The sequence below is a fragment of the Ramlibacter sp. PS4R-6 genome (assembly GCF_037572775.1).
Classification (GTDB): domain Bacteria; phylum Pseudomonadota; class Gammaproteobacteria; order Burkholderiales; family Burkholderiaceae_C; genus Ramlibacter.
Genome location: NZ_JBBHKA010000001.1, coordinates 152411 through 176888 on the forward strand (window position 1 = coordinate 152411; position 24478 = coordinate 176888).

Genomic DNA, 24478 nt, shown 5'->3' on the forward strand with positions numbered 1-24478 from the left:
CATTATCCACCGCGCCATGAGCGTCTTCCTCGCCAAGCGCCTGATCACCCTGATTGCGACGCTGGTTGGCGCGTCCCTCGTGGTCTTCTGGGTGCTGGAGGTGCTGCCTGGCAACGCGGCGCAGATCCTCATGGGGCCGGACGCATCGCCCGACGCGGTGCGGGCGCTGGCCGAGAAGCTCGGCCTGGACCGCCCCGCCGCCGAACGCTACTGGCACTGGATCACGGGACTTTTGCACGGCGACCTCGGGCTGAGCTATGCGTACAGCTCGCCCGTGTCGGAACTGGTCTGGGAGCGCCTGGCGCTCACCGTGCCGCTGGCCATCATGGCGATGGCGCTCACGTCCGTCATCGCGCTGTCGGCCGGCATCTACGCAGCGTCCCGCCACAACAAGGCGGGCGACGTCGGCGTGATGGCGGCGTCGCAGGTCGGCATCGCCATCCCGAACTTCTGGTTCGCGATCCTGTTGATCCTGCTGTTCTCGGTACACCTGAAGTGGTTCTCGGCCGGCGGCTTCCCGGGCTGGAGCGAAGGCATCCTCTCGGGAATCAAGGCCCTGTTGCTGCCGGCGCTTTCGCTCGCCGTGGTGCAGTCCGCGATCCTTGCCCGCATCACGCGATCGGCGGTGCTCGAGGTGTCGCGCGAGGACTTCGTGCGCACCGCGCGCGCCAAGGGCGCGTCGCGCACGCGCACGCTGTGGGGCCACGTGCTGCGCAACGCGATGATCCCCGTGATCACGGTGATGGGCCTGCAGTTCGCCGAGCTGCTGGCGGGCACCATCGTGGTGGAAAGCGTGTTCTACCTGCCGGGCCTCGGGCGCCTGATCTTCCAGTCGATCTCCAACCGGGACCTGATCGTGGTGCGCAACTGCGTGATGCTGCTGGCGGCGATGGTCGTGACCGTGAACTTCATCGTCGACGTGCTGTACGCGGCCATCGACCCGCGCGTGAAGGCGAGCGACATCTGAAGCCCTTCGCCCACCGCAGCTTCGCGATCGGCGCCGTGCTGAGCCTGCTCCTCGCGCTGGCGGCGGCGCTGTCGTTCGTGTGGACGCCGCACTCGCCCTACGAGGTCGACATCACCGCCAAGCTGCAGGGCCCGAGCGCCGCGCACTGGTTCGGCACCGATGCATACGGGCGCGACGTCGCCTCGCTGCTGCTCGTCGGGGCGCGAGCATCGATCGCCGTCGGCGTGATCGCGGTGGGCATCGGCCTGGTGATCGGCACGGCCTTCGGCCTGCTCGCCTCCGCCCGGCGCGGCTGGTGGGAAGAAATCATCATGCGCATCGCCGACTTCGGCTTCGCCTTTCCCGCGATCCTGTCGGCCATCATGCTCACGGCCGCTTTCGGCCCCGGCATGGTCAACGCGATCGTCGCCATCGGCATCTACAACATCCCGACCTTCGCGCGCATCACGCGCGCGTCGGCCAACGCTATCTGGACGCGGGAGTTCGTGCTGGCCGCGCGTGCTTGCGGCAAGGGGTCCTTCGCGATCACGATGGAGCACGTGCTGCCCAACATCGCGTCGGTGCTGATCGTGCAGGCGACCATCCGCTTCGCGATCGCCATCCTCGCGGAGGCCGCCTTGTCGTACTTGGGCTTGGGCACGCAGCCGCCGCAGCCCTCGTGGGGGCGCATGCTGTCGGAGGCGCAGACGCTGATGTTCCAGTCGCCGCTGCTCGCGGTCTACCCCGGCGTCGCCATCGCCCTGGCGGTGCTGGGCCTGAACCTGCTGGGCGACGGCCTGCGCGACATCTTCGATCCCAAGCTGGCGAGGAAGCGCTGATGGCACTCCTCGAAGTCGAGCACCTGACGATCACGCTGCAGACGCACCGCGGCCCGGCGCGCGCCGTGCGCGACGTGAGCTTCACGCTGGACAAGGGCGACACGCTGGGCATCGTCGGGGAATCGGGCTGCGGCAAGTCGATGACGGCCATGGCGCTGATGGGCCTGTTGCCCGAGGGCGCGCAGGTCGAAGGGAGCATCCGCCTGGCAGGCGAGGAGCTGCTGACCAAGAGCGATTCCCAGATGGGCCAGATCCGCGGCGACCGCATCGGGATGATCTTCCAGGAGCCGATGACGGCGCTGAACCCCGTGCACACCGTGGGCAAGCAGGTGGCCGAGCCCCTGCGGCTGCACCGCGGCCTGTCGGGGGCGCAGGCGCGCGAGAAGGTCATTGCCCTGCTCGACCGCGTCGGCATCCCCGATGCCGCGCGCCGCATCGACGCCTACCCGCACCAGTTCTCCGGCGGCCAGCGCCAGCGCATCACCATCGCGATGGCCCTGGCGTGCGAGCCCGCGCTGCTCATCGCCGACGAGCCGACGACGGCACTGGACGTCACCATCCAGAAGCAGATCCTGGAATTGATCTCCGGCCTGGTCGCCGAGCGCGGCATGGGCCTGATCCTGATCTCGCACGACCTGGGCGTGATCGCGCAGAACGTGCGCCGCATGCTGGTGATGTATGGCGGCAGCGGCGTGGAAGACGGGACCACCCGTTCGGTCTTCGCCGACCGCATGCACCCGTACACGCTGGGCCTGTTCGGCGCGCGGCCGGGGCTGCGCACGCCCAAGGGCCAGCGGCTGGTGACCATCCCGGGCACGGTGCCCGAGCTCGCGGACCTGCCGCCGGGATGCCCTTTCGCGGGCCGCTGCCGCTTCACGATTCCCGAGTGCCGCGCCACGGTGCCGCCGCCGGTGGAAGTCCACCCCGGGCACCACGCGCGCTGCATCCGCCTGGATGCCGTTGCCGACTTCAAGAAGCAGGCCGCATGAACGCACCCCTGCTCGAAGTCGAGAACCTGGTGCGCGACTACACGCTGCCGCGCGAAAAGCTCAGCGCCCCGCCGCCGAAGGTGCACGCGCTGCGCGGCGTGAGCTTCACGCTGCATGCCGGCCGCAGCCTGGGCATCGTCGGCGAATCGGGCTCGGGCAAGTCCACCCTCGCGCGCATCGTCATGGCGCTGGACGCGCCCACCTCCGGCAGCGTGAAGATGCTGGGCCGCGACCTGCATCGCCTGCCCCGCGAGGAACTGCGCGCGGCGCGGCGCGACTTCCAGATGGTCTTCCAGGACCCGTACGGCTCGCTCGACCCGCGCCAGCCGATCGGCCGCATCGTCAGCGAGCCGCTGGCGGCCCAAGGCGCGCCGCGCAGCGAGCAGCACGACCGAGCCGCGAAGGTGCTGGAGTCGGTCGGGCTGCGTGCCACCGACCTGGCCAAGTTCCCGCACGAGTTCTCCGGCGGCCAGCGCCAGCGCATCGCCATCGCCCGGGCGCTCGTCACGCGCCCGCGCCTGATCGTGGCCGACGAGCCGGTGAGTGCGCTGGACGTGTCGGTGCAGGCGCAAGTACTCAACCTGATGCAGGACCTGCAGGCCGAGTTCGGCGTGACCTACATGTTGATCAGCCACGACCTGGCCGTGGTGCAGCACCTGTGCGACGAGGTGGCGGTGCTGCGCGAGGGCGTGATCGTCGAGCAGGGGCCGCCGGGCGAGCTGTTCGCGCATGCTCGTCATCCCTATACCCGCGCCCTGCTCGAGGCCGTTCCGCAAGCCGAGCCGCCGGAATAAGATGGCGGCGCACCCCACCTTGGAGATGAGGATCATGATGAAACGAAGAACCGTCCTGGCCAGCGCCGCCGCCTCCACCCTGCCGCTGGCCCTGCCCGCCTTCGCCCAGAAGAGCAAGGATTCGATCGTGATGGCGATGGCGCTGGAGCCGCCGGGCCTGGACCCCACCGCCGGCGCGGCCTCGGCCATCGCCGAGATCGTCCTGTACAACGTCTTCGAGACGCTCACCAAGATCAACTCCGACGGCAAGGTCACGCCGCTGCTGGCCGAAAGCTGGGAGGTCTCGCCCGACCTCAAGACCTACACCTTCAAGCTGCGCAAGGGCGTGAAGTTCCAGAACGGCGAGCCGTTCAACGCGCAGGCGGTGAAGTTCTCGTTCGACCGCGCGGGCGGCGAGAAGAGCACCAACAAGGACAAGCGCACCTTCGCCAACCTGTCCGCGCAGGTCGTCGACGACAACACCGTGGTGCTGCTGAACAAGGAGATCGACCCCGACCTGCCTTTCCTGCTCGGGCAGGCCACGGCCATCATCGTCGAGCCCAAGAGCGCGGAGACCAATGCCACCAAGCCCGTGGGCACCGGACCCTACCGGCTGGAGAACTGGACCAGAGGCTCGTCGGCGGTGCTGACCAAGTGGGACGGCTACCGCAGCCCTTCGCACGCCAAGCTGCGCCGCGTCACGTTCCGCTTCATCTCCGACCCGGCTGCACAAGCCGCCTCCGTGCTGTCGGGTGACGTCGACGCCTTCCCCCGCATCGCCACGCGCGCCGTCGCGCAGTTTCGCAACAACCCGCAGTACCAGGTGTACCTGGGCGGCTCGCGCGCCAAGACCATCGTGTCGATCAACAACAAGCACAAGCCGCTGGACGACGTGCGTGTGCGCCGCGCCATCCTCGCGGCCATCGACCGCAAGGCCTTCATCGAGGCCGCGGCCGACGGCTTCGGCACGCCCATCGGCAGCCACTACGTGCCGGGCGCGGAAGGCTTCGTCGACACGACGTCGGTCAACCCCTACGACCCCGAGAAGGCCAAGCGGCTGCTGGCCGAAGCCGGCGTGAAGACGCCGCTGGAGCTGACGATGACGCTGCCCCCGCCCGCCTACGCGCGCCAGGGCGGCGAGTTCATCGTGGCGCAGCTGGCCAAGGTGGGCATCACCGTCAAGGTGCAGAACGTCGAGTGGGCGCAGTGGCTGTCCAACACCTTCGGCGGCCCGCACAACTACGACCTGACCATCATCTCGCACGTGGAGCCCTTCGACCTGGGCAACTACGCCAAGCCGGACTACTACTGGGGCTACGCCAACCCGAAGTTCAGCGAGGCCTACAACAAGGTCAAGTCGACCGGCAACGCGGCCGAGCGCGCCAAGTACCTCGGCGAGGTGCAGCGCCTGCTCGCGCAGGACGCGGCCAACGGCTACATGTACCAGCCGCAGTTCCCGACCGTCGCGCGCAAGGAGGTCAAGGGCCTGTGGAAGGACATGCCGATCTTCTGCAACGACCTGGCCGCGATCTCCTGGGCTTGAGCGGGAAGCCACGATGTCCAGGCAGTACCCTCGTGCGCTGCACGAGCTGAGCGCCCCCGCGCTCGTCGACGCCTACCGCCGGCGCGAGCTGTCGCCGGTGGAGGTCACGCAATCCGTGCTCGGCCACGTCGAGCTGTGGGAGCCCCACATCCGGGCGCTGTACCTGCTGCGGCCCGAGCTGGCGCTGCAGCAGGCGCGCGCGAGCGAGGCACGCTGGATGAAGGGCGCGCCGCTGGGCCCCATCGACGGCGTGCCGCTCACGATCAAGGAAAACATCGCCACGCAGGGCGACCCGGTGCCGCTGGGAACGGCGGCGACGGAGCTCGCGCCCGCTGTTGCCGATGCGCCGCCCGCCGCGCGCGTGCGCGAATCGGGCGGCGTCATGGTCGCCAAGACCACCATGCCCGACTACGGGATGTTGTCCTCGGGGCTCTCGAGCTTCCATGCGCTGTCGCGCAACCCGTGGGACCTCGCGAAGACGCCCGGCGGTTCCAGCGCGGGTGCGGCCGCGGCGGTGGCGGCCGGCTACGGGCCCCTGCACGTGGGGAGCGACATCGGCGGCTCGCTGCGGTTGCCCGCGGGCTGGTGCGGCATCTTCACGCTCAAGCCCAGCCTCGGCCGCATCCCGATCGACCCGCCTTACATGGGGCGCGCCGCGGGGCCGATGACACGCACGGTGGAAGACGCCGCGTGGTTCATGCAGGTCTTGTCGAGGCCGGATGCGCGCGACAGCATGAACCTGCCGTACCAGGACATCGCCTGGGGCAGCTTCGACCGCGGCGCGGACAAGCTCAAGGGCCTTCGCATCGGGCTGCTGCTCGAAGCGGGTTGCGGCCTGGCGGTCGAACCCGAAGTGCGCAAGTCCGTCGCGCAGGCCGCGCAGCTCTTCGAGCGCGCGGGCGCGATCGTCACGCCGATGAAACCCTTCATGACGCAGGCGATGCTGGAAGGCATGGACTGGTTCTGGCGCATGCGCTCGTACGTGGACATGAAGGCGCTGCCGCCCGAGCGCAAGGCGCGCGTGCTGCCCTACATCCAGCAGTGGGGCGACAGCGCGGCGAACATGAGCGGCGAGGCGGTGTTCAAGGGCTACAGCCAGTTCCACCTGACGCGTGTGCGCACGGTGGCGGCGTGCAGCGCGTTCGACTGCGTGATCTCGCCGACGGCGCCGGTGCCTGCGTATCCGGCGGAACACGCGTCGCCGACCAACGACCCGATGCGCTCGCTGGAGCACATCGGCTTCACCGTGCCGTACAACATGTCGGAGCAGCCGGCGGCGTCGATCAACTGCGGCTACACCGCGAGCGGCCTGCCGATCGGCCTGCAGATCGCGGGCGCGCGCTTCGACGACCTGGGCGTGCTGCAGGTGGCGCGCGCCTTCGAGATCATCCGGGGCGAGCAGCGCCCGTGGCCGCAACCGCCGTCCAAGAGCACGGCCCATGTCGACTGACGTCCTGGGCAACCGCGTCACGCTGCGCGACGAAGGCAGCCGCGGCGCGGTGGACGACTTCGTGGAGGGCTTCATCGCCAGCGAGGCGCGGGCGGTGAACGTCCTCGGCATCGCGGACCGGGACGACAGCCCCATCGTGCAGGCGTATGCCGCGGCGGTGCACATGTTCGCGGAGACGCCCGATGCGCCCGCCAACGCGCGGCCGTTTCTCGATCGCGCGAAGGCCCACGCAGCTGAAGCGACGCCGCGCGAGCAGCGCTTCATCGCCGCCGTCGATGCCTGGGTGCAGAGCGACATCCCGCGCGCCATCGCCCTGCACGAGGAACAGGCACGCGAATTCCCGCGCGACCTGCCTTCGGTGAAATTGGGGCAGTACCACCTGTTCAACGGCGGTGACTCCGAAGGCATGCTGCGGATCGCCCAGGCCGTCGAGGCTGCGGCGGCGGACGTGCCCTTCTTCCACGGCATGCTGGCCTTCGGCTACGAGCAGTGCCATCGGCTGGCCGAAGCGGAGGCGAGCGCTCGGCGTGCCATTGCCATGCGCCGCAAGGAGCCCTGGGCCCACCATGCGCTGGCGCACGTGATGCTCACGCAGGGCCGCAACGGCGAAGGCCGCGACTTCATGGCGTCGGTGAGCGACACCTGGACGGGGCTGAACTCGTTCATGGTGACGCACAACTGGTGGCACCAGGCGCTGTTCCTGATCGAACTCGGTGAACTCGACGAAGTCCTGCGTGTCTACGACGCGCAGGTGTGGGGCGTCGCCAAGGACTACTCGCAGGACCAGGTCAACGCGGTGTCGCTGCTCGCGCGCGTCGAGCTGGCGGGCGGCGATGTCGGTGCGCGCTGGCAGGACGTCGCCACTCACCTGGCGCCGCGCGTGGCGGACCATGTGCTGCCCTTCCTCGACGTGCAGTATCTCTATGGGCTGGCGCGCGCGGGTCGGGCTGAAGCCGACGTGCTGATGCGCAACATCGAGCGGCATGCTGAAGGCGCACCCCGGGTGTGGCGCGACGTCGCCGTGCCCGCCGCGCGCGGGATGCTCGCGCATGCGCGCGGGGACTGGTCGCGCGCAGCCGACCAACTGGGGCGCGCGCTGCCACGCATGGCCGAGATCGGCGGCAGCCATGCGCAGCGCGACCTCTTCACGCGCGTCCATCGCGACGCCCTCGCGCGCGCACGATGAAGGCGCAGCTCGTGCTCGTGCCGGGGCTGGCCGGCGACCGCGTGATGTGGCGCTCGCAGCTGGAGGCCTTGTCGGCATGGCAGCCAGTCGTCACGGACGTGCACATGCGGCACGGCTCGATCCCGGACATGGCATCGGCCCTGCTGGCGGAGGTGCCGGGCCGGCTGGTGCTGGTGGGCGCCTCGATGGGCGGCATGGTCGCGATGGAAGCCGCGCGGCAAGCGCCGGAACGCGTCGCGGCGCTGGCGCTGCTCGGCACGAGCGCCCAGCCGGAGAACGAGGGCATGCGCCAGGTGCGCGAGAACGCGATCACGCTGTTCGGGCAGGGGCGCCTGCGCGAGGTGATCGAGCCCAACGTGGGCTTCGCCTTCCACCCCGACCACGTGCAGGACCCGTCGATCGCGCGGGACTACCTGGAGTTCGTGCTGCGCGCGGGCGCGGACCAACTGGTCCGCCAGAACCGCGCCGTGATCTCGCGGCCCGATGCGCGCTTGCACCTGCCGTACGTCAATTGCCCGGTGCTCGTGATGCACGGCGATTCGGACCAACTGGTGCCGCCCGATTGCGGGCGGGAGATCGCGGGGCTTGCACCGCAAGCGCAGTTGCACGTCGTGCCGCGCTGCGGGCACATGCTCACGATGGAGCGGCCGCAGGAAGTGAACGCCCGGCTAGCGGCGTGGCTGCGGGAAATTGGAATCTGACCCCAATTAGTTGCCGCCGAGGCTGCGCACCTTTTCCATGAGGCGCTGCTGGATGCCGGGCGAGACGAACTTGTCGACCTCGCCGCCCAGCACGGCGATCTCGCGCACGAAGGTGCTGCTGATGAACTGGTACTTGTCGCTGGGCGTGAGGAAGACCGTTTCGACGTCGGGCATCAGGCTGCGGTTCATGCCGGCCAGCTGGAACTCGTAGTCGAAGTCGGTGACGGCGCGCAGGCCGCGCACCATGGCCTTGGCGCCGCGGGCCACGACGAAGTCGCGCATCAGGCCCGAGAAGCTGTCGACCTCCACGCCCTTGAACTGGCTGGCCACCTCGCGGGCCATGTCGATGCGCTCGGACAGCGTGAACATCGCCTTCTTGTGGTGGCCGGCGGCCACCGCGACGATCACCTTGGAGAAAAGCTGCGTGGCCCGCCGGATGACATCCTCATGCCCCAAGGTCATGGGGTCGAAGGTGCCGGGGTAGACGGCGATCACGGGCTGGCTCATGGTGTCTCCTCGCGCCATTGCTGCGCTGCATTATGCAGCCCGCCGCAACAGGTGCGCGTGCACCGCCCCGGCCTTCATGTGGCGCTCGAGCGCCAAGCCGTAGGGCGCCAGCTTCGCGTCGTCCCACGCATCGGGCGCTTCGAGGTAGATGCGGCCTTCCGGCGCCAGCACGGGCGCGGCGCTGCGCAGCGCCTTGTCCCACAGGCCCGCGTCGAACGGCGGATCGAGGAAGACGGCGTCGATGCTGCCTTCCGTCGCGGAGGCCAGCACCGACAGGCCGTTGGCGCGGCGCACGTCGATCGCTTCGGCCGCGAGCTTCGCCTTCAGCGCCCGCAGCAGCTCCACCAGCTCGCCATCCTGTTCGACGACGACCACCTGCGCCGCACCGCGTGACGCCGCCTCGAAGCCCAGCGCCCCGGTGCCCGCGAAGGCGTCGATGCAGCGCCAGCCGGTGAGGTCCTGGCCCAGCCAGTTGAAGAGCGTTTCACGGACGCGGTCGGGCGTGGGGCGCAGGCCGGGCTTGTCGCGCACGGGCAGCTTGGTGCGCTTCCACTGGCCGCCGATGATGCGGACCTCGCGCGGCGGGGCGGGTTGTCTGGGCATCCGCGCACTGTAAGCGCCCGCCCAAAATGAAGCCGGGGTCGCCCTTTTGGGACGCCCCGGCTTTTTTGGGAGAGAGAGACAGCACCCTCGCGAGCGCCGATCGTGTGACAGCGATGGATGCAATCCTAGGAAGCTTCGCAAGGGCCGTGTTGCCGACCCCTGTCAACTTTGACAGGGGGGGCATACCCGGGGGGTCTACGTCCCGGCGCCGGCGCCCACGATCACCGTGACCATCCGGTCCGGCTGGAGCTTGCGGGCGAAGGCCGCCTTGACCTGGGCCGCCGTCACCGCCTCCACCTTGGCCGTCCACGTGTCCAGGTAGTCCAGCGGCAGGTCGTTCCAGGCGATGTTCGAGACGTTGTCCAGGAGCTTGCGGTTGCTGTCGATCAGCAGCGGGAAGCCGCCGACGAGGAAGCCCTTGGCGGCCTTCAGCTCATCCGCGGTCGGTCCGTCGGCGACGAAGCGCGCCACCACGTCCCGCGCCACCTGCAGCGCCTGCTGCGCCTGGTCGGGCCGGGTCTGCAGGCTGACGGTGAAGGCGCCGGCGTGCAGCCCGGGCGAGAAGCCGCTGCTGGCCGAGTACGACAGCCCGCGCTTCTCGCGCACCTCGGTCGGCAGGCGCGAAACCAGCGGGCTGCCACCCAGGATGTAGTTGCCCACGACCATGGGGAAGTAATCCGGGTCGGAGCGCTTGTAGCCCGGCTGACCCATGAGCACATGGGCCTGGGCGGACGCGAACGGAATGGCCTTCACCGATGCCGCAGTGAGTGGTTGCACCTCGGCGACCGGCGGCAAGGCCTCGCACTTGCCCGCCACAGCGGCGGGCAGCCGGGACAGCAACGTGCGCGCGATCTCGTCCGCCTGCGCGCGCGTCACGGCGCCGACGATGGTCACCTTGGCACGGCAGGGTTCGAGGAAGCGGTAGAACTGGCGCATGTCGGCCACCGAGATGCGCGCCAGCGATTCCTCGGTGGTGTCATGGCCGTAGGGATGCGTGCCGTACACCGCCGCGGCGTAAGTGCGGGACGCGATGGTCCCCGGTTTGGTGTTCGCCTCGCGGATGGCCGCGGCAATGCGCTGGCGCTCGCGCCGCCACACGTCCTCGGGGAAGGACGGCTCACCCAGTTGCCGCGCGGCCAGGGCGACGGACTTCGGCAGGATGTCCGGGTAGTTGAGCGTGCGCAGCGAAAAACTCATGCGGTCGGAGCTCGCGCCCTCGCCCAGGTCGGCGCCGAGGTCGGCCCAGGCTTCGCCCAATTGGTTTTCGTCGAGCGCGGGCTCGCTGCCGCGCGCGGCCACGCCCTTGGACGTCATGCCCGCGGTGATGCTGGCCAGGCCCGCCTTGTCGTCGGCCTCGCGCCGCCCGCCGGCGTCGAAGTCCACGCGCACGTCGACGATGGGCAGGCTGTTCGATTCAACGAAATAGACTTTCGCGCCGCTGGGCTGCACCCAGTGCTGGATCGGGATCGCGGCGAAGGCGCCCGCGGCACACAGTGCCAGTGCGAAGGCTGCGGCCAGTTGCTTGTGCTTCATCGTTGCCGCTCCTTCAGTCGCGCACGCCGGCGGGGCGCTGGCGCGGCTTGCGGTTGGGGTCGATCGGCTGCGGCCGCAGGATGCCCACGGTGAGCTGGTCGTCGCCGAAGTACTTCGCGGCCACGGCCTTCACCTGCGCTGCGGTGACGGCGCGCAGGCGCTGGATCAAGCGCTCCTGCGCGTCGGTGGGCATGCCGATCACCCAGTGCGAGCCGAGCTCCTGCGCCTGGCCCATGAGCGAATCGAGGCGGTAGACCTGGCTGGCCACCCACTGCGTCTTCACGCGATTGAGTTCCGCCTCGGTGATGCCGTCGCGCGCGACCTTCGCCACCTCCGCGCGCAAGGCGGCCTCGACCTGCTCCGCGGTCTTGCCTTGCGCCGGCACGCCGTCCAGCACGAAGAGTTGCGGGCCGCGCGCCCACAAACCGTTCGATGCGCCGGCACTGTCGGCCACGCGGTCGGGCCCCTGCGTGAGCGCGCGGTCCAGGCGCGAGCCCGCGTAGCCGTCCAGCACCGCCGACAGCACCGTGAGCGCGAGCGCATCGTCGTTGTCCGGCGTGGCATCGAACGAGCGCAGCTGCGGCACCTTGAACGCGAGCGCGACGTACGCTTGATCCGCGGGCGCCTTGAACTCCAGGCGCCGCACGCCGGCCTGCTCGGGCTCCTCGCGCGGCTTGCGCGGCGGCAAGGGCCGCGCGGCGATCGAACCGTAATACTTCTGCGCCAGCTGCCGCACCTTCTGCGGGTCGACGTCGCCGACGATCACCAGCGCCGCATTGGCGGGGACGTACCAGCTGCGGTAGAAATCGCGCGCGTCCTGCGGCTGCATCGCATCCAGGTCGCTCATCCAGCCGATCACCGGGCGGCGATAGGGCGAGGCGGCCCACACCGTGGCATTGAGCGCCTCCCACAGCAGGGCGCGCGGCTGGTCGTCGGTGCGCCAGCGGCGCTCCTCCTTCACCACCTCGAGTTCCTTCTTGAACTCCTCGTCGGGCCACTGGCTGTTGGCGAAGCGGTCGGCTTCGAGCTTCATCACGTCCTCGAGCTTGTTCGCCGGGATCTGCTGGAAGTACGCCGTGGTGTCGCGGTTGGTGAAGGCGTTCTCGCGCCCGCCCAGCTGCGCGATGCGCTGCGAGAACTCGCCCACCTTCAGCTGCCTGGTGCCCTTGAACATCATGTGTTCGAGCATGTGGGCCAGGCCGCTCCAGCCGTCGACCTCGTCGATGGAGCCCACGCGCACCCACACCATCTGTACTGCCGTCGGCGCGCGATGGTCCGGCTTGACGATCACGGTCATGCCGTTGTCCAGCCGGAACTGCTCGACGCGCGGCGGCGGCGGCGCTTGCGCGAAAGACGGTGCGGTGGGGACGAAGGCAGCGAATGCGAAAGCGGCCAGGAGCCGGTGCAGGAGCTGTTTCATAGAATCGTGTGATCCTAACAAGCGCGGCAATGTTCAGCTTCTTCAAGAAAAAACCGGCGGCCACCCCCGCCCCCGCCGCGCCAGCCCCGCCGGGCGCCAGCTCTTCCTTGATCGGCACGGCGGTCGTCCAGGCCATCGAAGTGCCGGTGGCGCCGCTCGCGCCCGAGCGCCAGAGCTGGATGGAACGCCTGAGCGCCGGCCTGCGCAAGACCGGCTCGTCGATCTCCGAGGTGTTCGGCGCGGCGCAGATCGACGACGCGTTCTACGAGGAGCTGGAGACCGCGCTGCTCATGGCCGACACGGGCGTGAAGGCCACGCAGCACCTCATCGCCGAAGTGAAGCGGCGCGTGGCGCAAAGCGGCGCATCGCGCCCCGTGCAGGCCAAGAACATCCTGGTCGACGCGCTCACGCAATTGCTCAAGCCGCTGGAGAAGCCGCTGGTGATCGGCGAGCACCAGCCGACCGTGATCATGGTCGCGGGCGTCAACGGCGCGGGCAAGACCACCTCCATCGGCAAGCTCACCAAGCACCTGGCGGACGACGGCGAGTCGGTGCTGCTCGCGGCGGCGGACACCTTCCGCGCGGCGGCGCGCGAGCAGCTCGCCGTCTGGGCCGACCGCAACACCGTGGAGATCGTGAGCCAGCAAGGCGGCGACCCGGCGGCGGTGGCCTTCGATGCGGTTGCCGCGGGCCGTGCGCGCGGCAAGGACGTGGTGCTCGTGGACACCGCGGGCCGCCTGCCCACGCAATTGCACCTGATGGAGGAGCTGCGCAAGATCAAGCGCGTGGTGACCAAGGCCGACGAGACGGCGCCGCACGAGGTGATCCTGGTCATCGACGGCAACACCGGCCAGAACGCGCTGGCGCAGGTGAAGTCCTTCGACGACGTGCTGGGACTGACGGGATTGATCGTCACCAAGCTCGATGGCACGGCCAAGGGCGGCGTGCTGGCCGCGATCGCGCAGGAGAAGCCGGTGCCGGTTTACTTCATCGGCGTCGGCGAGAAGCTCGAGGACCTGGAGACTTTCAGCGCGCGCGAATTCGCGCTGGCGCTGCTCGCCTGAAGGCTAGTCCTTCTGGAACGACGGGTAACCGGCTTGCTCGGTCGCTTTCGTCAGCGCGGCAACCGTGGTCGCCTTGTCGTCGAACGTCACGACGGCATTGCGCCTCGCGTAGCTCACCACGGCCTTCTTGACGCCGGGCACCTTCATCAGCGCCACGCGGATCGTGATCGGGCAGGTGTCGCAGTCCATCGACGGGACGCTGAGCTCCACCTGGCGCACGCCGGCGTGCGCGGCGAATGCGCCGGCCATGAGGGCCACTGCGGCAAGCGATCGGATCGTCTTCATGCGCGAGCCCTCCTCAATAGAACAGATGCGCGCTCTGGTTGAGCGCGATGGGCAGCACCGTGAGCGCGGCCAGCGCCCAGAACCATCGCCGGGCGGCGGCGTTGCTGCGAACGCAGGCTTCGGCCTCGCACTGCGCGGCGTCCGGCGTTGCCGAGCGCCAGATGCGCCAACCCGCCACCAGCAGCGACGCGGCGGCGAGCGCCGTGAGCGGGTACGAATAAGGCTCCATGCGGCGCAATTGCCCGATCCATGCGCCGCTCACACCGACCACCGCAAAGATGAGCGGCAGCACACAGCACGTCGAGGCCAGCAGCGCGGCGATGCCTGCCAGCGTGAGTGGCGAAGCCACCTTGGCGGCTGCTGCATGTTCAGGCACGGATTTCACGCGCGGTGATCTGGTAGACGAACGTGTCGGGATCATACGGATCCTTCGCGCCCGCTGCGGTTTCCGCCTGCGGGTACATGAAGAACCCGAGCCGGGCCTGCTTCGCGCCGGGCAGCTTCACGTCGCTGGCGCAGTTGTAGCCCATCCAGTTGCTTTCCCAGCTGCCGAAGAGCGCCTTGCGCACCGGCGCGACCACCGGGTGGCCCGCGTCCTTGATCCACTCGGGCGTTTCCTGCCTCATCACCTTGGTGACGTCGGCGGGATCCATCGCAACCCAGCCGGTGCCTTGCAGGTAGACCTCGGCGCGGCAGTGCTGCGCGCCCTTGAGGCTGGCCGGGTTGCCGCCGAGTTCACGGTAGCCGAATGCGCTGGGCACGAGGCGGATGCCGTAGATGTCGCGCGCCGGGACACCGCTGGCGCGGCACAGGCCCACGAACAGCGCGTTGATGTCGGCGCACTTGCCGCTCATGTTGCCGGACTCGAGCATCGCCTTGATGTCGCCGGTGCCGCAACCGCGCACCTTGGGCTCGCGGTAGGTGCTGACGATCACCCAGTCGTAGATGCGCTGGGCCTTCTCGCGGTCGGACCGAGCGCCGAGCACGACCTGCGTGGCGACTTTCTTCACGATGCCATCCGTCGGGATGAGCTCGCTGGGTTGGAGCCATTCGCGCAGGTCCGATGGATCGGCGGCCGGCGCTTTCGCGCCCCAGTCGACGGCGCGGTTCTGCGTTTCGACGACGCTGGTCAGCACCAGCGTCGGGTCGGCCGCGCTGGCGGCGTACTTCGCCACCAGCACCTTTGCGCCCGTGCGGCCGTCGGAAGCGGTGTTGATGGTGCTGGCGGTGCCCGACCAGTTGCTGTCGCTCGTGCGCTGCCATGGCGTGTCCAGCGATGGAACGGGCAGCCAGATGGTGGCATCGCCGCGCTCGCCGCGCAGTTGGACGGTGGTGGTGATCTCGAACTTGCGCCACCCTTCGGGCCTGGGCTCGAAGCGGCGCGCAACCTCTTGCGCGTGGAGCTGGGGCAGGCCGCCCGCCACCATCGACGCAGCGGCGGTTTGGACGATCTGGCGGCGTGTGATCGCGAACGTCATGGGAAGCTCCGTTTCGGGGTTCTGGATATTATCGAAGGGAAGCCTTTCGCACCATTCGACAAGGGGATTCCGGACCGCATGAATCGCCGCCATTGCATCGGCGCGCTCCTGGGCATGGGTGCGCTCGTGTCGAGTGACCTCGTGGCTGCGCAGTCGGTACGCAAGGCCTGGCCGGCGCGCAAGCCGACCCCGCCGCTGGAGTTGCCGGCCGTCGACACCGCGCCGTGGCGGCTCGCGGGAGAGCGGGGCCATGCGGTGCTGCTGAATTTCTGGGCCAGCTGGTGCGAGCCGTGCCGGGCGGAGATGCCGGCGCTGGAGCGCCTCGCGTTGTCGCAGCGCGAAGCAGGGCTGCGCGTGGTGGCGGTGAACTACCGCGAAGGCGAGCCTGCCGTGAAGCGCTTCCTCGCGAAGATGCCGCTGCAATTGCCGGTGGTGCGCGATGCGGACGGTGCGGCCGCGCGCGCGTTCGGCATCAACATCTTCCCGAGCACGGTGGCCATCGACCGCCAGGGCCGCGTACGCTTCATCATCGTCGGGGAGTTCGACTGGGACGGCGGCGCCGGAATGGAAGCGATCCGGCCGTTGCTGTGAACGGCCGGACGGACGTTCACGCGCAGCTGCGGAAGCCCGACACGATGTCGCTGCGCTGCGGCTCGAAGAAGTTGCGGTAGCGCGGATGGGCCAGCCGCGGCGACGTGGCCGCGCAGGCACCTCGCAACGTGCGCCGCGTGCCGAACCAGGGCGCGGAATAGTCGCGGTAGGGATGCGGCTCGAAACCGGGATAAGACACGAACGGCGAGGCCGTCCATTCCCACACGTGGCCCCAGCGGAAGTCCGGTTGCGTGAGCGCAGCGCACTCCCATTCGAATTCCTTCGGCAGGCGGCGGCCGGCCCAGCGGCACCAGGCCTCGGCTTCGAAGGCCGTGAGGTGCATGGCGGGCGCACCGGCATCGCCGGCCTGCGGGCTCGCGCCGCTTTGCTGAAGCCAGGCCCAGCCGGCGTCGCCCCACCACTTGCGCTCAACGTAACCGCCGGCATCGGCGAACTCGGAGAATCGTGCCTGGCTCACCGGCTCGGCGTCGATCTCGAAGGCCGCGAGCTGCACGCGCACGGGCGCCAGTTCGTTGTCAAACGCGAAGCCCGGCCCCTGCCAGCCCGCCACGAACTCCTGCGCGGGCACATGCAGCGTCGCGCCATTGCCGAGCAACGGCGTCGGCCGGACCGTCGGCACGACGATGCCGAGGCCGCGCGCCATGTAGCACGCAGCTTCCGCGTGCATCTCCTCATGCAGCGCGACCAGGCGGAAGAAGTAGAGCTCGTTGTCGCCCGCATCGGCCGGCAGGCCTTCCAGCGCATCGAGCGTGCTGTCCATCGTCGCGGCCATCCAGGCGCGCGTGCCCTTCTCGTCGGGCAAGGGAAGGTCCCAGCGCGTGGCGTGCGCGACCTTGCCGGAGTCGTACAGCGCGTCGGAAGCGGCCATCAGCGACGGCAAACGCTCGTGCTCGGGATCGCATCTCGTTCCGAGCGCACGCTCCCGGTTGCGCGCGATCCACCATTCCTGGAACCACGCGACGTGGCCCCATTCCCACAGCGGCGGGTTGAGCGTGGCGCGGCAGGGCACGCGCAAGCCGGCGGGGCGCAGCGCTTCCGCGTACGCGTCCGCCAGCACCAGCGTGCGCTTGCGCGCGGCCAGCAGCGCCGCCCGCACCGCGTCGCGCCCGCCCGTGCGCAAAGCCTGCGCCGCGCTATAAACCGGCGATGCCGTCTCCATCGGTGGTCATCGTAAGCCCCGCACTGGCTGCCGCCAACAACGGCAACTGGCAGACCGCGGCGCGCTGGGCGTCCTTCCTGCGGCCGCGCTACCCGGTGCGTATCGTGGATGCGTGGCCCGATGCAGGCGCGGCCGGCGACGAACTGATGATCGCCCTGCATGCTCGGCGCTCGGCGACGGCCATCGCCGCATGGGTTTCCGTGAAGCCACCCGGGCGCATCGCGCTGGTGCTGACCGGCACCGACCTCTACCGCGACATCCGGGGCGATGCCGGCGCGCAGCGATCGCTCGACCTGGCGCAGAGCCTCGTCGTGCTGCAGGAGCTGGGGCTTTCGGCACTGCCCGCCCGCCACCGAAGCAAGTCACGCGCGATCTACCAGTCGGTCACGCCGCGGCGCGCGCTCTCGAAATCCGGCCGCACGCTGCGCGCCGTGATGGTCGGCCACCTGCGCGAGGTGAAGAGCCCGCAGACGCTGTTCGACGCCGCCGGCCTGCTGCGCGCTCGCACGGACATCGAGATCCACCACATCGGCCGCGCCGAGGAGCCCGTGTGGGCCGAACGCGCGCGGGCCGCGCAGGCCGCGTGCCCCAACTACCGCTGGCTCGGCGCCCTGCCCCACAACGAGACGCGCGATGCGATCCAGCGTGCGCATGTGCTGGTGCACACCAGCGCGATGGAAGGCGGCGCGCACGTGATCATGGAAGCCGTGTGCAGCGGCACGCCCGTGATCGCCTCGCGCGTGGACGGCAACGTCGGCATGCTCGGCGCGGACTACGGCGGCTACTTCCCGCACGGCGACGCCGCGGCGCTGGCGCGGCTGCTCGAAGCGGCGCGCGACACGCAGGCCGGCGATGACCCCTCGGCCGCCCTCCTCGCGCGCCTGCGCGCACAATGCGCGCTTCGGGCACCGCTGTTCGCACCGGAGACGGAGCGCGCGGCCGTGCTGCAACTGGTCCGCGAACTCGAGGAAAGCGCATGAACGCCCCGTTGAATCCCGCATCCGCCGAACCGCGCCTGACCTCGCTGTCGCATGGCGGCGGCTGCGGCTGCAAGATCGCGCCCGGCGTGCTGTCGGAAATCCTCAAGGGCACCGCGCGGCTGCCGGTGCCGCCGCAGCTGCTGGTGGGCATCGAAACCGCCGACGACGCGGCGGTGTACCAGCTGAACGACGAGCAGGCGCTGATCGCGACCACCGACTTCTTCATGCCGATCGTCGACGACCCCTTCGACTTCGGCCGCATCGCGGCGACCAACGCGATCTCCGACGTGTATGCGATGGGTGGCAAGCCCATCATGGCCCTGGCGCTGGTGGGCATGCCGATCAGCGTGCTGTCGACGCAAACCATCGCGCGCATCCTCGAAGGCGGCGAATCGGTGTGCCGCGACGCGGGCATCCCCATCGCGGGCGGCCACACCATCGATTCGGTCGAGCCGATCTACGGCCTGGTGGCGCTGGGGCTGGTGCACCCGAAGCGCGTGAAGCGCAACGCCGATGCGTGCGCGGGCGACGTGCTGGTGCTGGGCAAGCCGCTCGGCGTGGGCGTGCTATCGGCCGCGTTGAAGAAGGAACAGCTGGAGCCCGCGGGCTACCGCCGCATGATCGAGACCACGACGAAGCTCAACACGCCCGGGCCGGAGCTCGCGGCGATGGACGCCGTGCATGCGCTCACCGACGTGACGGGTTTCGGCCTCGCGGGCCATGCGCTCGAACTCGCGCGCGGCGCGAAGCTGGATGTCGTGTTCGACTGGGCGAAAGTGCCCCTGCTCGAGGGCGTGCGTGAGCTCGCTTCTGCCGGCCACGTCACGGGCGCGTCGGGGCGCAACTGGGCCGGCTACGGCCAGTCGGTGCAGTTGCCGGCGGGCTTCGCGTCGGTCGACCAGGCACTGCTCAGCGACCCGCAGACCAGCGGCGGCCTGCTGGTGTCGTGCACGCCGGCCAGCGCCGCGGCCGTCATCGACACCTTCCGCCGTCACGGCTTCGCGCAGGCCGCGGTCATCGGCGAGTGCCGCCCCGCCGCCGGCGAGCCGAAGCTGGTGCTGCGCTAGGCAACCTCGCCTTTCACCCACTCGCCGTACGCATCGCTCGCACGGCACGGCAGCGCGACGAACTGCGGGACGTCGTAGGGGTGGTGTTCATCGAGGAACGCCCGCAGCGCGTCCGCGCGCGCGGGCAAGGTCTTGATCGTGAGCCGCGTTTCCGCGTCCTCGCACACCTTGCCTTCCCACCGGTAGACGGAGGCAGCGATCGCATCGAGCTGGACGCAGGCCGCCAGCTTGGCCTCGACCAGGCCGCGCGCCAGGCGCTTGGCGTCGTCCAGGGAACCCACCGTCGTGGTGACGGTCAAAATGTCAACTTCTTTACAGTCCGGCATGGCGGGCCCCTTCGACAATGCCGCCATTCTTCCAAAGGAGAACCCGATGAGCACCATCACCGAAGGCACGGCCGGAGCCCCGGCGGCGCGGCGCCTCGACCAGCTGCTGGCGCACTACGGCGAGAGCCATCGCAACGCCACCAACACCGCGATCCACTGCGTGGCGGTGCCGCTGATCATGGTCAGCCTCATTGGCCTGCTGTACGCGCTGCACCCGTGGGTCGCTTACGGCTTCCTCGCCCTGAGCATGGTCTATTACGTGCGCCTGGGCTCCGTGCCCTTCCTGGCTGCGATGGTGGTCAGTGGCGCGCTGACGATCGTGATCGTGCAGGCGCTCGGCGCCGATGTGCTGCCGGTGTCGGTCGCGGTGTTCGTGGTGGCCTGGATCGCCCAGTTCATCGGCCACAAGATCGAAGGCAGGAAGCCCTCGTTCTTCGAGGACCTGCAGTACCTGCTGGTGGGCCCGCTGTTCGTGGCGGCCAAGCTGTTCAACAAGCTCGGCCTGCGCTACTGAGCGCTACGGCGAGTTCGGCGGCACGCCGCCAGGCTGGTGCACCAGCTCGGCCGGCACGCCCAGCAGCGACTTCGGCGCGCCCTCGGTGTTGTCGTTGGCCTGGAACCAGATCCCGGCGAAGTGCGTGTGCTCCAGGATGATCGAGGCGTCCACGACCTTGCGGATCCGCGCGTCGATGACCGGCATGTTCTGCAGCAGCACGGGCGTCAGCACCGAGTCCCACTTCAGGATGCGCACGTAGCCGGCGAAGGCCGACAGGCCACTGGGCCCGACGCCCGCCCGCTTGACCCCCACCTCGATGCTGTCCGGCGGCACCAGCATGCGCCGCAGGCAGTCCACGATGATACGAAGGTAGTAATTCTCGATGTCGCTGTGGCTCAGCTCCGAGGACAGGTGCGACGGCTGAGCAGGCGACTGGGCGGGTTCTTCCTTCTTGGCGAAGACCCGGTTGATGATGGTTTTCATGACCCTCCTGGCCCGCACGGGCCATGCCGCGCTTGTTACTTCCTGTTGCGGTGATGCTAGCCCAAGCGCTGGGAAAAGCCACAATCCACCCACAACTCGGCGGCCCGGGTTTTCCCGGACCGTATCCGGCCATGGACGGAACTCCGGCCTTAGCACTCACTCCAAGAGAGTGCTAACATGGCGTTGAAACGCTCCATATATGAAAGGAGTTTCTGGAATGTCCCAACCTCTGGCTGCCCCCGGCAACACCACGGCCCTGGCAATGGCCAACCCGTGGGCGGTGGTCCCCTCGCTGGGCAACCTGGACGCCTACATCTCGGCGGTGAACCGCCTCCCCATGCTCACGCTGGAGGAGGAGCAGGACTTCGCCCGGCGGCTGCGCAACGACAACGACCTGGAAGCGGCCGGGAAGCTCGTGCTGTCCCACCTGCGCCTGGTGGTTTCGGTCTCGCGCAAGTACCTGGGCTACGGCCTGCCCCACGGCGACCTGATCCAGGAAGGCAACATCGGCCTGATGAAGGCCGTCAAGCGCTTCGACCCCGACCAGGGCGTGCGCCTGGTGAGCTACGCGCTGCACTGGATCCGCGCCGAGATCCACGAGTACATCCTGAAGAACTGGCGCATGGTCAAGGTCGCGACGACCAAGGCCCAGCGCAAGCTGTTCTTCAACCTGCGTTCGATGAAGCAGGGCTTCAAGGACGAGGAAGACGCGCAGACCCACCGCGACACGCTGACCGACGCGCAGATCGAGGTGATGGCGCGCGAGCTGAACGTCAAGCGCGAGGAAGTCATCGAGATGGAAACGCGCATGGCCGGCGGCGACGTGCTGCTGGACCCCACGCCGACCGATGACGGCGAGCAGGCTTTCGGCCCGATCGCCTACCTGGCCGACGCCTCGCACGAGCCGACGGCCATGATCGAGTCGCGCCAGCGCGACGTGATGGCCACCGACGGCATCGCCGCGGCCCTCGAGGAGCTCGACCCGCGCAGCCGCCGCATCGTCGAGGAGCGCTGGCTGAAGGTGAACGACGACGGCTCCGGCGGCATGACGCTGCACGAGCTGGCCGACGAATACGGCGTGAGCGCCGAGCGCATTCGCCAGATCGAGTCGGCCGCGATGAAGAAGATGAAGAAGGCGCTGGCCGCATACGCGTAAGCTCACTTGCAGGCGCTCCGCTGCCTGGGCCCGGTGTCAAAGCCGGGCCTTTTTGCTTCGCAAGAGACCCGGCAAACCCGGGTCTTTTTCTTTTTTTGCTGCAACAATCGGCGCGTGAGGGGACGGACTTCGATCGCCGCGCGCATCGTGGCGCTGTTGCTGCTGCTCGTCGCGGGCTGGGCCGGGGCGCAGGAGCCTGCTCGCGCCGTCCCCGCGCCCGCGCCGATCATCCTCGGCAGCGAAGGGCCCGGCATCCCGCTGACCGGGCGCGCGCGCTTCTACATCGACACCACGCACAAGGCGACACCCGACGCGCTCGAAGCCGCCGGCGACGCGATCCCCTGGCGCTTGCGCGAGGCCGGCACGAGCTACCGGATCGACGGCGCCGCGCTCTGGTTCCAGTTCGACGCCCTGACACCGGCCGGCGCGCGCTGGTTCGCCGAAGTGGGATCCTCGGGCGTGGACCGCGTGCAGTTCTTCTGGCGCGGGCCGAACGGCGCCTGGGTGATGCAGGAAGCCGGCGACACGCGTCCGGTGTCGGAATGGCCCCTGCCCGGCCGCCTGCCCACGTTCGAACTGTCGGGCCGCACCGACAAGCCGGTGCGCTACTGGCTGCGCATCGAACACGAGCGCGTGGACTTCGCATCGCCGCTGGGGCTGTACGACCAGTCGGTCCTGTTCGCCTCGCGCGAGGCCGAGCAGTTCCTGTTGGGTGGCTATTTCAGCCTCGCGGTCCTGATCGCGCTCGTGTCCATCGGCAACGCCGTCTTCTACCGCGACCGCAACTTCGGCGTGTACGCGGTGTACGTGATCGCGCTCGCGGCCGGGCAGCTCGCTTACCTGGGCGTGGGGGCGCAGCACCTGTGGGATCACGCGCTCAAGTGGAACGAGATGGCGTCGTTCGTGCTGCCGGGCGTGTCCGCGGCGGCTGCCTTGTGGTTCACGCGCACGGTGACCGAGCCCCGGCGCTACTCGCGCGCCCTGGACCTCATGGTGTGGGCCGTCATCGCGGCGCTGCTGTCGGCCGTGGCCCTCGACGTCGTGCTGGCCTCCCGGCTGTCGCTGTTCGTCGTGGTGCTGCTGGCCAGCATCGCGCTGGTGATCGTCGCCGTTCTGATCGGCGTCGTCTGGGTGCAGGGCGACGATCCCTACGTGCAGCTGATCGCGTTGGGCTTCCTGCCGGTGCTGGTGATGGCCGTCTTCCCGATCCTGCGCGGCTTCAACCTGATCCCGATCTCGCCGTGGACGCGCTATGGCGTCTCGATCGGCGCGGCGCTGGAGATGCCGATCCTCTTCTACGCGCTGAGCGTGCGCGCCAACCGCCGCCGCGAGGCGACGGTGCGGGCGGCCGGCCTGACACGCAACGACACGCTCACGGGCCTGGCGCACACGCGCACCTTCCTGCAACGGCTGGAGGGCGCGCTGCAGCGCTGCGCCACGCTCAAGCACGCGTGCGGCCTGCTCACGGTGAAGATCGCCAACTACGAATCCATCATGGCCGAGTACGGGCGCGACGCCGCGGAGCGCGCGCTGGTGGTCGCAGCCTCGCTGCTGCGCGGCGTCGCCGCCGACACCGACATGGCCGCGCGCGTGGGCGACCACCACTTCGCGCTGCTGCTGGAAGGGCCGGCCACCCCGCAGGATGCGGCCAGCCGCGCGCAGCAGTTGGTGGCCAGCGGCCTGCGCGAGTCGGACGCGTTGCCCAACGGCCTGCTGATCAAGTTCCAGGTGGCCGCCGCCCTGCTGCCCGACCGGCAGCTCGACGCCGGCGGCAGCCTCGACTGGCTGCTGGAGGGCGTGAATTCGATCCGGCCCGACGCACGCAAGCTGATCCGGCCCCTGAATTTCTAGGGCAGTACCATCGAACATTTGGACGAAAGCATTTCCGCCATGACCGCTTCCCTTGACCGCCGCACCCTGCTCGCAGCGGGCGCCGCGTCGCTCGCCGTCCCCGCTTTCGCGCAGAAGGCGGCAGCGCCCGCCTGGCCCACGAAGACCGTGCGCATCCTCGTCGGCTTTCCCGGCGGGTCCACGCCGGACCTGGTGGCGCGCACGATCGCCGAGCCGCTGTCGAAGGCGCTCAGCCAGCCGGTGATCGTCGAGAACAAGCCGGGCGCCGCGGGCAACATCGCCGCCGACCAGGTGGCCAAGGCCAGCGACGACCACACCCTCGGCGTGATGATCAACGGCAACATGACCATCGCGAAGCTGCTCAATCCCGCGACGCCGTACGACCCGCTGAAGGACCTCGCGCCGATCAGCCTCGTCGGCACGGCGCCGCTGCTGCTCACAGCCGGCACCGGCGTGCCGTTCACCAACGCGCAGGACTTCTTCGCCGCCGCGCGCACCGCGGGTAACAAGTGGAGCTACGGCTCGCCCGGTGTAGGCACCGTGGGCCACATCGGCATGGAGCTGCTGAAGACGAAGGCCGGTATCGACCCCGTGCATGTGCCCTACCCCGGCAACCCGCAGGTGATCAACGCGATGATCGCGGGGCAGATCCAGCTGGCGCTGCTGCCGCCGGGCCTGGCCGCGCAGCAGGTCCGCGCGGGCAAGCTCAAGGCCGTCGGCGTCACGTCCAGCGGCCGCAGCTCGCTGGTGCCCGAGTACCCCAGCCTCGACGAGCAAGGCGTCACGCGCGGCTTCCAGCTGGAGATCTGGACGGCCGTTGCGGCGCCCGCGAGCCTGCCGAAGGCCGTCGTGGCGAAGCTGTCCGCGTTGATCAGCGAGATCGCGCGGACGCCCGAAGTGCGCCAGAAGCTCTTCGCGCAAGGCTGGCAGGTGGCCGGCACGTCGTCCGAGGGCCTGGCCAACCGCATCAAGCAGGACACGGCGCTGCTCGGCGACGTGATCCGTACCCGCGGCATCAAAGCCGAGTAGCG

The 24478-nt window shown here is 69.4% G+C and carries 26 protein-coding genes; 16 read left to right on the forward strand and 10 right to left on the reverse strand.

Annotation, left to right across the window (positions count from 1 at the left end; all coding sequences use genetic code 11):
- Positions 1 to 16 precede the first annotated feature (16 nt).
- Genes WG903_RS00720 through WG903_RS00755 form a run of 8 tightly spaced genes read left to right on the forward strand, consistent with a single transcriptional unit; the run spans position 17 to position 8427 of the window.
- Positions 17 to 967, forward strand: a complete 951-nt coding sequence (locus tag WG903_RS00720; RefSeq protein WP_340072256.1) for an ABC transporter permease — start codon at positions 17 to 19, stop codon at positions 965 to 967.
- Entirely contained in the window at positions 964 to 1785 is an 822-nt protein-coding gene (locus tag WG903_RS00725; RefSeq protein WP_445263619.1) for an ABC transporter permease, read from the forward strand. Before WG903_RS00720 ends, WG903_RS00725 begins: the two co-directional genes overlap by 4 nt.
- Positions 1785 to 2774 (forward strand): ABC transporter ATP-binding protein, encoded by a 990-nt coding sequence (locus tag WG903_RS00730; protein ID WP_340072257.1) that lies wholly within the window; start codon positions 1785 to 1787, stop codon positions 2772 to 2774. Before WG903_RS00725 ends, WG903_RS00730 begins: the two co-directional genes overlap by 1 nt.
- Entirely contained in the window at positions 2771 to 3568 is a 798-nt protein-coding gene (locus tag WG903_RS00735; RefSeq protein WP_340072258.1) for an ATP-binding cassette domain-containing protein, read from the forward strand. The genes WG903_RS00730 and WG903_RS00735 overlap by 4 nt, the downstream gene beginning before the upstream one ends.
- Before the next feature lie 34 nt (positions 3569 to 3602).
- On the forward strand, positions 3603 to 5090 hold the full coding sequence (locus WG903_RS00740; RefSeq protein ID WP_340072259.1) for an ABC transporter substrate-binding protein: 1488 nt from the start codon (positions 3603 to 3605) through the stop codon (positions 5088 to 5090).
- Positions 5091 to 5103: 13 nt separating this feature from the next.
- Positions 5104 to 6540 carry an amidase gene (locus WG903_RS00745; RefSeq protein ID WP_340072260.1) on the forward strand — a complete coding sequence of 479 codons (1437 nt, stop codon included), beginning with the start codon at positions 5104 to 5106 and terminating at the stop codon, positions 6538 to 6540.
- Positions 6530 to 7726, forward strand: coding sequence for a tetratricopeptide repeat protein (locus WG903_RS00750; RefSeq protein ID WP_340072261.1), 1197 nt, complete (start codon positions 6530 to 6532; stop codon positions 7724 to 7726). Before WG903_RS00745 ends, WG903_RS00750 begins: the two co-directional genes overlap by 11 nt.
- Positions 7723 to 8427 (forward strand): alpha/beta fold hydrolase, encoded by a 705-nt coding sequence (locus WG903_RS00755; RefSeq protein WP_340072262.1) that lies wholly within the window; start codon positions 7723 to 7725, stop codon positions 8425 to 8427. The genes WG903_RS00750 and WG903_RS00755 overlap by 4 nt, the downstream gene beginning before the upstream one ends.
- Positions 8428 to 8433: 6 nt before the next feature.
- Here WG903_RS00755 and coaD read toward each other — a convergent pair whose 3' ends face one another.
- The 4 genes from coaD to WG903_RS00775 form a co-directional block, all read right to left on the reverse strand.
- On the reverse strand, positions 8434 to 8934 hold the full coding sequence (gene coaD / locus WG903_RS00760) for a pantetheine-phosphate adenylyltransferase (protein WP_340072263.1): 501 nt from the start codon (positions 8932 to 8934) through the stop codon (positions 8434 to 8436).
- Between the two features lie 30 nt (positions 8935 to 8964).
- Positions 8965 to 9537, reverse strand: coding sequence for a 16S rRNA (guanine(966)-N(2))-methyltransferase RsmD (gene rsmD / locus WG903_RS00765; protein WP_340072265.1), 573 nt, complete (start codon positions 9535 to 9537; stop codon positions 8965 to 8967).
- A gap of 195 nt (positions 9538 to 9732) precedes the next feature.
- Positions 9733 to 11070 carry a M16 family metallopeptidase gene (locus tag WG903_RS00770; RefSeq protein ID WP_340072266.1) on the reverse strand — a complete coding sequence of 446 codons (1338 nt, stop codon included), beginning with the start codon at positions 11068 to 11070 and terminating at the stop codon, positions 9733 to 9735.
- A 13-nt stretch (positions 11071 to 11083) separates the two neighbouring features.
- The gene (locus WG903_RS00775; protein ID WP_340072267.1) at positions 11084 to 12490 is read right to left on the reverse strand and encodes a M16 family metallopeptidase; all 1407 of its coding nucleotides are present in this window, start codon (positions 12488 to 12490) and stop codon (positions 11084 to 11086) included.
- Positions 12491 to 12519: 29 nt separating this feature from the next.
- On the opposite strand from WG903_RS00775, the gene ftsY reads away from it, so the two are divergent.
- Positions 12520 to 13554 (forward strand): signal recognition particle-docking protein FtsY, encoded by a 1035-nt coding sequence (gene ftsY, locus WG903_RS00780; protein WP_340072268.1) that lies wholly within the window; start codon positions 12520 to 12522, stop codon positions 13552 to 13554.
- Between the two features lie 3 nt (positions 13555 to 13557).
- Here the strand turns inward: ftsY and merP are convergent, their stop codons facing one another.
- Genes merP through WG903_RS00795 form a run of 3 tightly spaced genes read right to left on the reverse strand, consistent with a single transcriptional unit; the run spans position 13558 to position 15317 of the window.
- The gene (merP, locus tag WG903_RS00785) at positions 13558 to 13839 is read right to left on the reverse strand and encodes a mercury resistance system periplasmic binding protein MerP (protein WP_340072269.1); all 282 of its coding nucleotides are present in this window, start codon (positions 13837 to 13839) and stop codon (positions 13558 to 13560) included.
- A 13-nt stretch (positions 13840 to 13852) separates the two neighbouring features.
- Complete coding sequence (locus WG903_RS00790) at positions 13853 to 14188, reverse strand: mercuric transporter MerT family protein (protein ID WP_340072271.1); 336 nt, start codon at positions 14186 to 14188, stop codon at positions 13853 to 13855.
- Between the two features lie 19 nt (positions 14189 to 14207).
- Complete coding sequence (locus WG903_RS00795) at positions 14208 to 15317, reverse strand: transglutaminase-like domain-containing protein (RefSeq protein ID WP_340072273.1); 1110 nt, start codon at positions 15315 to 15317, stop codon at positions 14208 to 14210.
- Between the two features lie 78 nt (positions 15318 to 15395).
- On the opposite strand from WG903_RS00795, the gene WG903_RS00800 reads away from it, so the two are divergent.
- The gene (locus WG903_RS00800) at positions 15396 to 15908 is read left to right on the forward strand and encodes a TlpA family protein disulfide reductase (RefSeq protein WP_340072275.1); all 513 of its coding nucleotides are present in this window, start codon (positions 15396 to 15398) and stop codon (positions 15906 to 15908) included.
- A 16-nt stretch (positions 15909 to 15924) separates the two neighbouring features.
- Here WG903_RS00800 and senA read toward each other — a convergent pair whose 3' ends face one another.
- Positions 15925 to 17088, reverse strand: a complete 1164-nt coding sequence (gene senA / locus WG903_RS00805; protein WP_340072276.1) for a selenoneine synthase SenA — start codon at positions 17086 to 17088, stop codon at positions 15925 to 15927.
- Here senA and senB point away from each other — a divergent pair.
- A complete protein-coding gene (gene senB, locus WG903_RS00810) occupies positions 17076 to 18068 on the forward strand; it encodes a selenoneine biosynthesis selenosugar synthase SenB (RefSeq protein ID WP_340072278.1) in 993 nt (330 codons plus the stop codon). The genes senA and senB overlap by 13 nt on opposite strands.
- Positions 18065 to 19135: a selenide, water dikinase SelD gene (selD, locus tag WG903_RS00815; RefSeq protein WP_340072279.1), complete on the forward strand. Its 1071-nt coding sequence runs from the start codon at positions 18065 to 18067 to the stop codon at positions 19133 to 19135. Before senB ends, selD begins: the two co-directional genes overlap by 4 nt.
- Here selD and cutA read toward each other — a convergent pair.
- The gene (gene cutA / locus WG903_RS00820) at positions 19132 to 19434 is read right to left on the reverse strand and encodes a divalent-cation tolerance protein CutA (protein ID WP_340072280.1); all 303 of its coding nucleotides are present in this window, start codon (positions 19432 to 19434) and stop codon (positions 19132 to 19134) included. The genes selD and cutA overlap by 4 nt on opposite strands.
- Positions 19435 to 19507: 73 nt before the next feature.
- On the opposite strand from cutA, the gene WG903_RS00825 reads away from it, so the two are divergent.
- A complete protein-coding gene (locus WG903_RS00825) occupies positions 19508 to 19975 on the forward strand; it encodes an Mpo1 family 2-hydroxy fatty acid dioxygenase (RefSeq protein ID WP_340072281.1) in 468 nt (155 codons plus the stop codon).
- A 3-nt stretch (positions 19976 to 19978) separates the two neighbouring features.
- Here the strand turns inward: WG903_RS00825 and WG903_RS00830 are convergent, their stop codons facing one another.
- Positions 19979 to 20440, reverse strand: coding sequence for a hypothetical protein (locus WG903_RS00830; RefSeq protein ID WP_340072282.1), 462 nt, complete (start codon positions 20438 to 20440; stop codon positions 19979 to 19981).
- 217 nt (positions 20441 to 20657) lie between these two features.
- Here WG903_RS00830 and rpoH point away from each other — a divergent pair, with 217 nt between their 5' ends.
- The 3 genes from rpoH (at position 20658) to WG903_RS00845 (ending at position 24476) form a co-directional block, all read left to right on the forward strand.
- A complete protein-coding gene (gene rpoH, locus WG903_RS00835) occupies positions 20658 to 21596 on the forward strand; it encodes an RNA polymerase sigma factor RpoH (RefSeq protein ID WP_340072284.1) in 939 nt (312 codons plus the stop codon).
- A gap of 114 nt (positions 21597 to 21710) precedes the next feature.
- On the forward strand, positions 21711 to 23447 hold the full coding sequence (locus tag WG903_RS00840; RefSeq protein WP_340072285.1) for a sensor domain-containing diguanylate cyclase: 1737 nt from the start codon (positions 21711 to 21713) through the stop codon (positions 23445 to 23447).
- A 39-nt stretch (positions 23448 to 23486) separates the two neighbouring features.
- Positions 23487 to 24476 (forward strand): Bug family tripartite tricarboxylate transporter substrate binding protein, encoded by a 990-nt coding sequence (locus WG903_RS00845; RefSeq protein ID WP_340072286.1) that lies wholly within the window; start codon positions 23487 to 23489, stop codon positions 24474 to 24476.
- The last annotated feature ends 2 nt before the right edge of the window (positions 24477 to 24478 follow it).